15 protein-coding genes are annotated in these 12,704 nt (G+C 48.5%); 9 read left to right on the top strand and 6 right to left on the bottom strand.

Annotated features, from left to right (window positions below; all coding sequences use genetic code 11):
• Nucleotides 1-36 precede the first annotated feature (36 nt).
• From flhA to GO013_RS14375, 9 genes are all read left to right on the top strand, one after another.
• Nucleotides 37-2,136, top strand: coding sequence for a flagellar biosynthesis protein FlhA (gene flhA / locus GO013_RS14415; protein ID WP_163812312.1), 2,100 nt, complete (start codon nt 37-39; stop codon nt 2,134-2,136).
• Nucleotides 2,137-2,145: 9 nt separating this feature from the next.
• Nucleotides 2,146-3,219 (top strand): flagellar biosynthesis protein FlhF, encoded by a 1,074-nt coding sequence (locus GO013_RS14410; RefSeq protein WP_163812310.1) that lies wholly within the window; start codon nt 2,146-2,148, stop codon nt 3,217-3,219.
• Between the two features lie 18 nt (nt 3,220-3,237).
• Nucleotides 3,238-4,065: a MinD/ParA family protein gene (locus tag GO013_RS14405; protein ID WP_163812308.1), complete on the top strand. Its 828-nt coding sequence runs from the start codon at nt 3,238-3,240 to the stop codon at nt 4,063-4,065.
• Nucleotides 4,007-4,792, top strand: coding sequence for a FliA/WhiG family RNA polymerase sigma factor (locus tag GO013_RS14400; protein ID WP_163812306.1), 786 nt, complete (start codon nt 4,007-4,009; stop codon nt 4,790-4,792). The genes GO013_RS14405 and GO013_RS14400 overlap by 59 nt, the downstream gene beginning before the upstream one ends.
• Before the next feature lie 22 nt (nt 4,793-4,814).
• Nucleotides 4,815-5,195, top strand: coding sequence for a chemotaxis response regulator CheY (locus GO013_RS14395; protein WP_163812304.1), 381 nt, complete (start codon nt 4,815-4,817; stop codon nt 5,193-5,195).
• A gap of 74 nt (nt 5,196-5,269) precedes the next feature.
• Nucleotides 5,270-5,953, top strand: a complete 684-nt coding sequence (locus GO013_RS14390; protein WP_239057889.1) for a flagellar basal body-associated FliL family protein — start codon at nt 5,270-5,272, stop codon at nt 5,951-5,953.
• Between the two features lie 3 nt (nt 5,954-5,956).
• Nucleotides 5,957-6,283, top strand: a complete 327-nt coding sequence (locus tag GO013_RS14385; protein WP_163812300.1) for a hypothetical protein — start codon at nt 5,957-5,959, stop codon at nt 6,281-6,283.
• 47 nt (nt 6,284-6,330) lie between these two features.
• Entirely contained in the window at nt 6,331-6,738 is a 408-nt protein-coding gene (locus tag GO013_RS14380; RefSeq protein WP_163812298.1) for a hypothetical protein, read from the top strand.
• A gap of 16 nt (nt 6,739-6,754) precedes the next feature.
• Nucleotides 6,755-7,579 carry a hypothetical protein gene (locus tag GO013_RS14375; RefSeq protein WP_163812296.1) on the top strand — a complete coding sequence of 275 codons (825 nt, stop codon included), beginning with the start codon at nt 6,755-6,757 and terminating at the stop codon, nt 7,577-7,579.
• A 97-nt stretch (nt 7,580-7,676) separates the two neighbouring features.
• On the opposite strand, the gene lpxC is transcribed toward GO013_RS14375, so the two are convergent.
• The 6 genes from lpxC to GO013_RS14345 form a co-directional block, all read right to left on the bottom strand.
• A complete protein-coding gene (gene lpxC / locus GO013_RS14370; protein ID WP_163812294.1) occupies nt 7,677-8,597 on the bottom strand; it encodes a UDP-3-O-acyl-N-acetylglucosamine deacetylase in 921 nt (306 codons plus the stop codon).
• 181 nt (nt 8,598-8,778) lie between these two features.
• Nucleotides 8,779-9,633, bottom strand: coding sequence for a peptide chain release factor N(5)-glutamine methyltransferase (gene prmC / locus GO013_RS14365; protein ID WP_163812292.1), 855 nt, complete (start codon nt 9,631-9,633; stop codon nt 8,779-8,781).
• Between the two features lie 21 nt (nt 9,634-9,654).
• Nucleotides 9,655-10,722: a peptide chain release factor 1 gene (gene prfA / locus GO013_RS14360; protein ID WP_163812290.1), complete on the bottom strand. Its 1,068-nt coding sequence runs from the start codon at nt 10,720-10,722 to the stop codon at nt 9,655-9,657.
• 1 nt (nt 10,723) lies between these two features.
• Nucleotides 10,724-11,644 carry a DUF1385 domain-containing protein gene (locus tag GO013_RS14355; RefSeq protein ID WP_163812358.1) on the bottom strand — a complete coding sequence of 307 codons (921 nt, stop codon included), beginning with the start codon at nt 11,642-11,644 and terminating at the stop codon, nt 10,724-10,726.
• Nucleotides 11,645-11,847: 203 nt separating this feature from the next.
• Complete coding sequence (rpmE, locus tag GO013_RS14350) at nt 11,848-12,072, bottom strand: 50S ribosomal protein L31 (RefSeq protein ID WP_163812288.1); 225 nt, start codon at nt 12,070-12,072, stop codon at nt 11,848-11,850.
• Between the two features lie 225 nt (nt 12,073-12,297).
• A complete protein-coding gene (locus GO013_RS14345) occupies nt 12,298-12,615 on the bottom strand; it encodes a TusE/DsrC/DsvC family sulfur relay protein (protein WP_163812286.1) in 318 nt (105 codons plus the stop codon).
• Between the last annotated feature and the right edge of the window lie 89 nt (nt 12,616-12,704).

Genomic DNA, 12,704 nt, shown 5'->3' with positions numbered 1-12,704 from the left:
CCCCTCTGCGAATATTCTACAAAAGGTGTCAAAAACATGGCTCAGCCTTCCGATAAAACAGTAATTCCACAAATCAATTACGCCAAATTCTCCAAACAGGGAGATATCTTGCTGGCCGGCGGCGTTGTCACCATCCTTTTTGTGATGCTGATTCCCCTGCCGACACCGTTCATTGACTTCATGCTTTCCATTTCCATTTCTCTTGGGCTGGTTATTTTGGTGACCTCCATGTTCATGACCTCCCCGCTTGAATTTTCCATTTTCCCTTCACTCCTTTTGGTGACCACCTTACTTCGGCTGGCACTAAACGTGGCCACAACCCGAGCCATCCTGTTACACGGCGACGAGGGAACGTCCGCAGCGGGGTCGGTCATTCAAAGTTTCGGAGAATTTGTCGTTGGCGGTAACTATTTGGTTGGTATCGTTATTTTCATGATTTTGTTTATTCTCAACAAAACAGTCATTGTCACTGGTACCACTCGTATTGCCGAAGTCGCCGCCCGTTTTACCCTGGACGCCATGCCAGGAAAACAAATGGCGATTGAGGCGGATCTCAATGCCGGACTGATCGATGAAGAAGAGGCCACACAACGTCGCGACAAGATGCGCCGCGAAGCCGATTTCTACGGAGCCATGGACGGTGCCGGGAAATTCGTTTCAGGAGACGTTACCGCCGGTCTCATGATTACCTGCATCAACATTATCGGCGGCATCCTCATCGGCATCATTCAAAAAGACATGCAATGGATGCAGGCAGCCCAGACATACACCTTGTTGACCATCGGTGATGGGCTCGTATCCACGATTCCATCCCTCATCATTTCCACCTCGGCCGGTATCATTGTTTCCCGCGCGGCAGCCGAAGCCAAAATGGGTGAAGAATTCATCGGCCAGTTGTCATTCCATCACCGCGCGCTCAAACTGGTCTCATGTATTCTGGTCATATTTGGCATTGTTCCGGGAATGCCCACTCTGCCATTCCTGACCCTGGCCGTCATTACCTACACCGTCGGACATCTCTCTTCGAAACAACAACAAGAAATGGGCGGTGGTATTGAAGAAATCACTCCCAAGAACACTCCGACACTCGATACTCCCGAAGAAGTCCAAGCCTTGCTTCCGCTCGACCAATTGGAACTTGAGGTTGGATACGGACTTATTCCCCTGGTCGATGAAGAGCAAAACGGCAATCTGCTTTCACGAATCCGCTCCATTCGCCGGCAATTCGCTCTGGACATGGGCGTGGTCGTTCCCTCATTGCATTTGAGAGATAACCTCCAGCTCAAACCCGGAGAATACCGCGTTCTCATCAAAGGCAACCCCGTTGCCAGTGCCGAACTGCTCATTGACCACTATCTGGCCATGGACCCAGGTGATGCCAAACAACGAATCGAAGGTGTCGAGACCGTTGAACCGGCCTTCAACCTTCCCGCAGTCTGGATTCCAGAAGCCCAAAAAGAAGAGGCCATGCTGGCTGGCTATACTGTGGTTGATCCTTCAACCGTCATCGCCACGCATTTGACCGAAGTCTTCAGGCGCAATCTGCATGAATTCCTCGGACGTCAAGAGACACAGGAACTGCTGGATAACCTGTCGAAACGGGCACCCAAGGCCGTGGAAAGCCTCGTCCCGGCGGTCCTCACCATTGGTGGCGTCCAAAAAGTCCTTCAAGCCCTTGTCCAGGAGAATGTCTCCATTCGCGATCTGCTCACGATAGTTGAAACCCTTGCCGATTACGGCACCGCCACGCAGGACCCAGTTCAATTGACGGAGTACGTCCGGGCCAAGATGGGCCGAACCATCGTCAAGCCCTACATGGGGGAAGACGGAGCACTGCCCATCATTACCATGAGCCCGCAAGTGGACGAAATACTGCATAATGCGATGCGCCCCGCCGAACAAGGAGGATACCTTGCGCTGGAACCGGGTGTCGCACAACAGCTCATCCAGGCTATCAACAAGTCCACAGAGGACGCCATGGTCGCAGATGGCCAACCCATTCTATTGGTCACGCCACAGCTTCGGTCGCAACTGGCCCAGTTACTCACCAGATTCATTCCGACACTCCCTGTCGTTTCTCAGGCAGAAATCCCCGCAGATGTCAAAATTCAGTCAGCCGCAACCGTTGAAATCTAGGATCGTCGTATGAGAATGAAAACATTCCGAGCCGCAACAACCACCGCCGCTTTTGCCAAAGTCAAGGCAGACCTTGGTGAAGACGCAGTAATCTTGTCAAACGAAACAATCACGGACAACGGATGCAAATGTTGTGAAGTTGTTGCGGCAATTGACCACACGCCCTCGTCCTCCTCATCAAAACAGACTCGTGACGACGTTGTTGACGAAGCCTTGCAGGATTCCGCAGGCTGGCAAAGGGAATGGAGCCAGATCAAAAGCCAGATCATGGCCTTGATGAAACCGCAAATAGAACTCAACCGTTTGTCTCCAAAACAAAAAATTGCCTTGGAGTATCTGGAGCGCGAAGACGTCAACGAAAAGGTCTTGGCTCGCCTCTACTGTGCGCTTCGAGACGAACCAAAGCGGTCGATCATGGCGGCACTGGACCCGTTACTCAAAGCGACTCCTTTCGAGCAAAAACACTGGACCGCCAAATTTCAGGCATTCACCGGTCCCGGCGGCGCAGGAAAAACAACCAGTCTTGTTCGCCTTGCCCTCCAATTCAAAAAAAATCATCCACGGACCCGCATCTGTCTGGCGACAGCGGACGGAGGACGAGGCAAAGGTCGTTTGGTGCTTAAACATTATGCTGAATTGAGCGGCCTCGCTTTTCGAGAAATAATCACCCGGGAGGACTTCGCTCTCCTGCACAAGGAATCGGATCAATTTGATGTAATTTTCGTAGATCTTCCCGGTCTGCCGGGAAACACAACACTTGAAGAATGGCTGCAACTTTACGGGATGCATGGGTGTCGAGATATGTCCATGCACCTGGTCTTGAACCCCTATTATAGTGAAGCCCAGTTCGAACGCTTTTTTGAAAAATATAAAAGTGAACAACTTGCGAGTGTTATCTGGACGAAACTCGATGAAGCCTGTACATTTGGCGCAGTATTGAACATGGCGTGCGCCAGCGGACTGCCGGTCTCGGCACTTTCTTACGGAGCCAGTCTGAAAAACAGCATTAAAGCAGCCTCGGAAGAAATGGTATGGCGACTTTTATTCATGCGCACCCTGCCCAATGGCGACATCCAACCATAAAGGAGATACATAGACGCCATGAGTTCGAATTTACCCCTTGTTTTTTCGGTCACCTCCGGTAAAGGCGGAGTCGGAAAAACCAACATATCCGTCAATCTTGCCCATTCACTGAGTGCTGCCGGTAAAAAGGTTGTCCTCCTTGATGCGGATCTCGGCCTCGCCAACGTTGACGTCATCCTCGGCCTCGCACCGGAATACAATCTGTTTCATCTTTTCCATGAAGACATGAATCTTGACATGATTCTGTTTGATACGCCCTATGGCTTCCGCATCCTGCCAGCCTCTTCGGGCATCAGTGACATGGTCAGTCTCGACATGGGCCAAAAGCTCGATCTGCTCGACGCCATGGACACGCTTGAAGACAACATCGACTATCTCATCGTCGATACCGGAGCCGGTATCAATGAAAATGTGTTGTATTTCAATCTCGCGGTTCAGGAAAGACTGCTGGTCATCACCCCGGAACCCACGTCCCTGACCGACGCATATGCGCTTATCAAAGTTCTCAAACTGCATCACGGTGTGGAACGATTCCGTGTTGTGGTCAATATGGTCAAAAATAAAAAGGCCGCACGAGATGTGTATTTGAAACTGCTTGGAGCCTGCGACCATTTTCTCGACGGTATCTCATTGGACTTGGTCGGATTCATTCCCTATGACCTCAATGTCCGCAATTCGGTCATTGCGCAAACACCGTTTTGTCACAAATTTCCAAAAACCCCGGCAAGTGTCGCCGTCAAACAAACGGCACAAATTATAACCGATTGGGAAGTTACACCAAATTCAGATGGCAATATTAAATTCTTCTGGAAAAAACTCCTCTTCCAGGAACGGTCCGTGGCTTGACCTGGAAAAGGGCGTCAAAGCCTGGGACGATTTTTCCCCGCGAGACAGGGAAAACATCGTTCGCTTTTATGCGCCCAAAATCCGGATTCTTGCTCTGCGGCTCAAAGTCAAACTCCCACAAAGCGTTGAGCTCAACGAGCTTATCAGCGCGGGGAGCCTCGGCCTCCTCGATGCCCTGGGAAAATTCAATCCCACGCTTGGTATCAAATTCGATACGTATTCAGAAAATCGAATCAAGGGGGCCATGCTTGATGAACTCAGAAGAATGGACTGGTTTTCCAGAGGACTTCGTCAAAAAGTCAAAGTTCTTGAAGACGCGACTCGACAGATAGAGCACCAAACAGGTGCACCAGCCACCGCCGAACAGATCCAGGATCATACCGGTTTATCTGAAAAAGAGGTTCGGCAAGGACTCGAAGCGCTCCATAATCAAGTTTGTCTGAGTCTGGATTCCTTTCAGGAAAACATGTTAGGTCAAAAAAGCATGACTGATGACGAACCGTTTCAGTCTGCCGCATTTCAGGAGATTGTTGACAAAGTAGCCAATCTCATTGAAGAATTGACGCCACGAGAAAAATTGGTCATATCTTTATATTATGGTGAGGAATTGAACATGAAAGAAACAGCTGAAGTTATGGATATAACTGAAGGTCGGGTTTCTCAACTTCACTCACAGGCACTCAAAAAATTACGAAAAACGTTCCGAGCTCGTTATGAAGACGAGTAGAACTCACGAAAGGAGATATTGAATGAGTTACGATACCAACATGCGCGTTCTTGTCGTCGATGACTTCTCCACCATGCGAAAAATCATCAAGAATATCCTGCGCCAACTCGGATTCACCAATATTGTCGAAGCGGATGACGGATCAACGGCATGGGAAGTCCTCAACAAAGACAATATCGATTTCATCGTCTCTGATTGGAACATGCCGACCATGTCAGGTATTGAACTGTTGCGTAAAGTCCGTGCCAGCGAAGAATATGCTGACATTCCCTTCTTGATGGTCACCGCTGAAGCACAGCAAGAAAACATCATTGAGGCTGTTCAGGCCAAGGTCTCCAATTATATCGTCAAACCTTTCACCCCGGAAACGTTGGGCCAGAAGATCGAAAAAATCTTCGCCTAAGTCTCTCTCAACGTGTTCGGCGTCAAAAATGAATGGTCCTGCTTTTCCCAAACGACACCGAGGAGGTCACTGACATGGCATCACCGGAAGAAAATGTCGAACAACCCAAGGCGCAGCTTGACGACACTGAAGTAAGCAGAGCCACACAAAAGGTTGATCTGGACCTGGATGACGCCCCTTTTCTCGAAGACGAAGACGACGAGGAAATTTTGGATGGAGAAGAGGAAACACCTCTTCTCCCTGAAAGTGAAGAAAAATCGCCGAATAAATTTGCTGGTCTTTTCAAGAACAAAATTGTTCTCGTCAGTGCCGGTATTATTCTTTTGCTTGTTGCGGTTATCATTCTCCTGCTCCTCCGCAAACCGGAAGCCCCTCCGCCCCCACCGCCTCCTCTTCCAACGCAGACAGAAAACCTTCGCGCACCCGAAACCACACCAGTTACGACGGTCACACCGCAAATACTGATTCGACTTGACCCCTTTTTGATTGAACAAAAAGACGCGGAAGGGACAACCAGATTTCTTGAAATACGTGTTTTGGTTTCGACAGACGATGAAGGCCTGTCCATGCAGTTCAAGCAGGAAACCTATGCGGTCAGAAACGCCTTGTTTTATTATCTGAAAAATAAAGATTTAGAATTTTTGTCCGATACAGAAAATAGTGATAAACTCAAAAAGGAATTGTTGGCAATCATCAACCAATATATGGGATTTGGTCAGTTCGAAACATTGATGTTCGAACAATATCTAGTGAGGTAACCCATGAGCCCGACTCCGCTGGATCTGCCGATTTTGATATCGCAGTTGCCGTATGTCCAAAAGATAGCCCATGCGGAAAATGCCAAACCGGAAATTCAAAGGCAATTATTCGGACCACTTATCCGTGAACAAATCCAAAAACAGGAAGGCCTCGTTCAGCAGGTCGAAAAAAATGCCAACACAGCCCAGGTTGACAGGGATGGGCACAATAACGAACATCAGCCCCCACCCTTTGAGCACAAAGAAAAGGAACAGGACGCAGAGCCATCAGAAGGCGGAGCCTCCAGTGCTTCACCGTGGGCTGGGAATATCGTCAACGTCAAAATTTAACAATTCACATTTCATAGTCACATATTTTCTCATCGAGGAAACCCTGCATGTCTGATCTGCTCATACTCCTATTTTCTTTCAGCGAAATCGTTCTACTTATCATTGTCATCCTTTTTTTCTTACGGCTGAAAAAATCGGAAACCCTGCTTTCCGGCCTCCAAGCCAACCAACAGGAATTCATCAAACGCCTGCAATTCAACACGCAATTGGAAAATGAGCTTGTCTCAACATTCGAACAACGCCAGCAAGAGTTGGTCGCTCTGAATTCAGAACTCGAAAAAAAGGCTGCCTCTTTGCAAAAACTGGTCGATCTTGCCAATGAATATTGCAAGTCACCACATTTCATGCGTGAAATCATCATTCAAGGCCACCGCACCGGCAAATCGAATGGACAACTTGCCAAAAAAACCGGGTTAAGTCTGGAAGAAATCGAGTTGATACTCGATCAATCGTAACAGCACAGGGCACACAATGCGCATCAAAGGATATGGCATGTCCTCCGGAGGATTTGGAGACGGCAACCGGTCTGAATCATTCAAAAAAAGACATCGAATCGGACAAAAAATCCGTGGCACGGTCATCAAAAACATTGCCAATGGAATGGCATGGGTCGATTTGAACGGCGACCGACTTCTGGCCCAAGTGGCGACCTCGCACCGAGAAGGCAGTACACTTTTTTTTCAAATCACTGCTCTGCATCCCAAAATAATGCTCAAGGAACTGACAGACGGACACTCCGGTTCTTCGGCCCCCCTTGGCTTGGCTACAACGTTCGACACAGCACGAATCCTGTTCGAAAAACAATTCAAACCAGAACAACGTTCACTATCCCAAAAGAATTTTTTTTTACAGCGGAATGAATTCCTTCATATTCTGACGGGAAACAAAGAATTGTACACCCGCTACATGGATGCGGTACGCTGCGCCTCAACCATATCGACAACTTTGGAGCCTACAGGCCGAGGACAGGTTTTTTATCAACCGTGGCTGGCCCCATTGTGCCATCGACAGGTCACGGTCATCACCCAACCAAAGCAATCGACCTCATTACGAAAAATCCTAGTAGAATTCGATCATGCCAAAATGGGCATGGTCTGCATTGAATTTCTGCTCAAAACTCCCACACTGGCCTGTACTCTCAAAATGCAACGACCACAGCATGGCGCAGCACTCAAACGGTATCTGTCCAGCAAAACATATGGTGGCAGTACCCTAAAACTGCACAATATTTCCGTTGCCAAGCTCCCGCAGAATGCACATGGTGGCATAATTACAGCATTACTCTTTCACTCCTGACCCCCTTTCACTTCGACATATTTTGCTCGGGACACAGAACACCAAAAAGCCCCGGAGCATTCGCTCCGAGGCTTTTTGATTCTCGTTGAAAATCGCGTTACGCGAGGGCAGGTACGGGCTGCAAAGATTCCTGACCAAAGACTTCTTCGGCCACACGAGGTTGCGCCAAGACCTTTTCTTCAAGATACAAGGCCCTGTTCTCATCCAGGTACCGAAGAAATGAATTGTTGAGGGCGTGTCCTGAAGCGAACACTTCAAAATATCCGCGTATCGGTGCGCCAAAAATAGCCATATCGCCCACAAAGTCCAAGACCTTGTGACGAACGAATTCATCTTTGAAACGCAATCCCTCGGCATTCAGAATACCGTACTCATCAAGCACAACGGCATTATCAAGCGATCCGCCGAGAGCCAGACCATTTGCGTGAAGATAATCAACCTCTTTCAAGAATCCAAAGGTCCGAGCTTTGGCAACTTCCTTGGAAAAGGTTTCAGGGGTAACTTCCAACTTCATCTGCTGACGACCAATCAGCGGGTGAGCAAAGTCGATAATGTAATCAATGGCAAATCCATCATACGGACGCGCCTTGATATATTTTCCATCCTGTTCGAAATCGACCTGTTTCTTGATGGCCATCACCTTCCGAGCCTTGTTCAAGGTACGGACACCAGCCTGTTTGAGCAAATAGACAAACGATGCGGCACTGCCATCCATGATCGGCAATTCGCGACCGGATACTTCAATCTGGATATTATCGATGCCCATACCGTTAATTGCGGCCATGAGATGCTCGACGGTGGCCACGGTCTCGCGACCATTCCCCAAAACTGTCGCCAGACTGGTTTCAACAACCAATGACGGCGCAGGGGTCAAGAAAGTGGACCCGGAACCATTGCGAAGCGCAAAAAGGATTCCAGTATCCTCGGCAGCAGGACGCAACACCAACTCCACTTGCTTTCCGCTGTGGAGTCCGATGCCAGTACAACGAACCGATTTATGTATAGTAGTCTGTGACATAATTCCTCCGGTAGTTAACCTAAACAACCATAAGCAATAATGATGCCACTTAGAATAAAAGCTTTAACTATTTGAATTTAATAGTTTTTTACAACTGCACTCACGTAGAACGAGTGTTGTTTTCACGCAACTATTTGTATTTTTACAACAACGTTTTTTATCGTGTGTTGCATTTATACGATTATAATTTGTACGCACTGACGATGCGGTCAAGGCCAGCCAGGTCTTTAATGATGCCAACCTGTCCGAATTGTGGAAAATCATCGTGCATTATTTTTTGCACGCTTGCTCCCTGTCCACATCCGATTTCCATTAAAAAACGCCCGCCGTGAACCAAGGCATCACAGACGCCAGCGAGCATTGCTCGCACATGATCGAGTCCATCAACTCCACTAACCAGGGCCATGGTGGGTTCAAAACGGGTCACTTCATGGCTTGCAGCCTCGAACTCTGCTTCAGTGACATAGGGTGGGTTCGACACAATGCACTCGAATTCATTCGCACCGATTGACTCTGAGGTGAAATCTGCCTGACGGAAATCAAGCTGCGAAGCAACGCCATGTGCGCGAGCATTTTTCTGTGCCACGACCAGCGCTGCTGGACTGAGGTCCACCGCCACACATTTGGATTTGGGATATAAAGAGGCAATGGTCACGGCAAGAATTCCAGACCCTGTGCCTAAATCCGCAAAGCGAAACGAAGCATCCAAGGCATACATTGCTTCAATTGTTTCCACGATATGCTCGGTCTCGGGCCGCGGTATCAAGACATCCGGAGTCACAGCAAAATCCAGACCATAAAATTCTTTTTTTCCAAGGATATAGGCGATAGGTTCGCCGAGTGCTCTCCGCTCAACCAGGGACTGAATCTGCTGCAATTCCGCCGTAGAAACACAACGGTCTCGATCGATAACAAGAGAAAGTCGCGTACATCCAAGGACGTGCGCGACAAGAATTTCAGCACTCAAGCGTGGGGAATCAACCCCACGCAACCGGGTTTCGCAATCTGCAAGAATTTTTTGAATAACGGGGGACAAACGGGTTCCCTATCAGGGCGATTAATCGCCCTGCCGTTTCATTGCTTCAGCCTGAAAATGGCTGATAAGCGCTTCAGTCAACTCCTGAAGCTCGCCTTCCAGAATTTGCGGCAACTTGTGCAATGTCAAATTGATACGATGATCCGAAACTCGTCCCTGAGGATAGTTGTATGTCCGAATCCGCTCGGATCTGTCTCCAGTTCCGACCTGACTCCGACGGGTGGCATCTTCCTCGGCCTTGGCTTTTTCCTGCTCCAATTGCAACAATCGTGAGCGCAAAACTTTCATGGCCTTGGCCTTGTTCTTGTGCTGGGATTTTTCATCCTGACAAATAACCACCAATCCAGTGGGAACGTGCGTGATGCGAATCGCGGAGTCTGTCGTGTTAACCGACTGCCCTCCAGGACCGGAGGCACGAAAAACATCGACCCGCAAATCTTCATTCCGAATATTGACATCGACTTCTTCAGCTTCGGCCATAATGGCCACAGTCACTGCGGAAGTATGAATTCGTCCCTGAGATTCGGTCGCGGGTACGCGCTGCACCCGGTGTGTCCCGGATTCATATTTGAGTTTACTGTAGACCTTCTCTCCGGCGATGGATGCAATGACTTCCTTCAACCCGCCAGAGCCTGTGGAGTTCGAACTCATTTCTTCGACTTTCCACTTGTTGTTCTCGGCATATCGAGAATACATTCTATAGAGGTCTGCGGCAAAAAGTGCGGCTTCATCGCCACCCGTACCCGCACGAATTTCAAGAATAATATTCTTTTCATCCATGGGATCCTTGGGAAGCAGCAGCACCTTGAGCTGTTCCTCAAGTTTCAACAACTGACTTTCAATGTCGGAAATCTCAGCTTTGGCCATTTCCTGAATCTCAGGATCGGAATCAGCGAGCATTTCGTGGTTGTCTTCAAGGTCGTGAGAAAGTTGTTTGTGCGTCCGAAAGACAACGACCACATCACTGAGATCGGCATGGGCCTTTGAGACCTTCTTGTACCGTTCCTGGTCATTGAAGATCTCCGGTTGGGCAAGCTCCTGCTCCAATTCCTCGTACTTCACTTCAATTTCTTCAAGCTTGCCAAACATATTAGCACTCCTGGGGATTCACAGCGCATTTCAAAGCGGCAATGGCCACTTCAATCTGGCTGTCGTCGGGTTCCTTGGTCGTCAACAACTGCATCATAAGCCCGGGCCAGCACAACAGTTTGCAGAAGATGTTCTTATTATATTTACCCGCAAATTTAATCATTTCATACGCCACACAACTGACTGGAATCATGAGAAAAAGTTTCATGCCCACAATGTAGAGATGTTTGACGATAAAAATGTCCGGGGAATACACCATCAACAAAGCTGGAACCAAAACGGCATACAACAGAATGGAAATAACCAAGACAAAAAGTAAAAAAGCCGTTCCGCACCGAGGGTGCAAACGACTATAAAAACGCGTTGAATCCGGATTCAAAGTCTTTCCATCTTCCCAGGTCCAGATCACCTTGTGTTCGGCTCCATGATATTCAAAGACTCGACGAATATCGGGAATTAACGAGATGGAAAAAATGTATCCGACAAAAACAAGCATCTTGATGCTGCCGTCCCATGCGTGGAAACTCAGAGAATCCACATCGCCGGCCCAGCCGAGTTGCTCCATTCCCACAGACAAAAAGTGAGGCAAAACAACAAAAAGGCCAAGAGCGGCTCCAAAGGCGATCACCATGGTCATGACAAGATGCCACGACGAGAGTTCACCGCCATCTTCCTCGTCTGCGGCCTGCATGGCAGAGAAATTCAACGCTTTGACACCATTGACCATGGTTTCCATAAGGATGGGAAATCCACGAAGAAACGGCTTTTTGAGCAAAGGATGCCTGACCAAAGTAAACCATGGCCGAACATCAGTGACGATTTTTCCATCAGATTTTCGAATGGCGATGCCAAGCGTGTCCTGAGCGCGCATCATTACGCCTTCAATGACTGCCTGGCCACCAACGGCCTGAGGAGCGGCCATCGTCAAAAGTGCTCGCAGATTCAAGTAGTTATCCTCCGGTAATGGATAAAAAGATGACGGAATGCTCACACAAAAGTGCACCCGTTGAAAATACAGTTATGTATTCCCCGGGGATTGTAAAGCCCGTCATACAACGGAATATGCCTTCGCAGGGTATACCACCCTGACGAAGGCATATACTCTCGACACTCGGCCGAGAAAAGCTACTTTTTCTGAGCGAGAGAGTTCAGATCGCCGTATTTCTTACGGAAACGATCAATACGACCGGCGGTATCAACGAAACGCTGCTTGCCGGTGTAAAAAGGATGGCAATTGGAACAGATTTCCACTTCCAGCTCTTCACCTTTCGTGGTCAACAGTTCAGACTCGTATCCGCAATGGCAACGAACTTTTGCCTTGTACGTCTTGGGATGAATATCGTTCTTCATGACTATCTCCTGTCAATCATTTTTTGCGTGGAACTCGGTCTTATACGCACTGGCCCACCCGTTGGCAAGTAAAAATGCACGCATTTTCTCAAACAATAACAGCATTCAACTCTTTCGAGGATGACTCATGTGCGAATCGCTTCATGAGTTTTATCCATACAGCCTCGAAAAAACTGAAAGGCGGACACCGAAGCGTCCGCCTTGATTATCAAGCTCTGTTGCGGACTAGACGCAGCCAGTAGGCTTGGGCAGGCCAGCCATTTTACAGGCTCCCTTACCAGGTCCGGACGGGAACAGTTCGTAGATCTGTTTCAGTTTGAAACCGGTGACCTTGGAAAGGATACGGACCATCGGAGCGATGCCGTTCTTCTTGTAGTAGTCCTGCAAGAAATCGATGACTTTCTGATGATCGTCGGTGATTTCTTTGATGCCTTCGGACTCTTTCACGTAGTCAACCCACTGCGGTGTCCAGTCTTCGAACTTCTGCAGGAAACCGTCTTCATCTACCTCAAAAGAAGCACCTTCAAATTCAACAACAGCCATTGTATCCTCCTAGTGGATGTTTTTCATGCTGTGACCCCAAAACACTTTGGGGCAACCATATCCGTTTAAACAGCGATCCGCTGCTTAGA

The organism is Pseudodesulfovibrio sp. JC047 (assembly GCF_010468615.1).
GTDB lineage: Bacteria > Desulfobacterota > Desulfovibrionia > Desulfovibrionales > Desulfovibrionaceae > Pseudodesulfovibrio.
The sequence above is the reverse complement of the archived record's forward strand: the minus strand, read 5'-3'. Positions and strand labels throughout refer to the sequence as shown.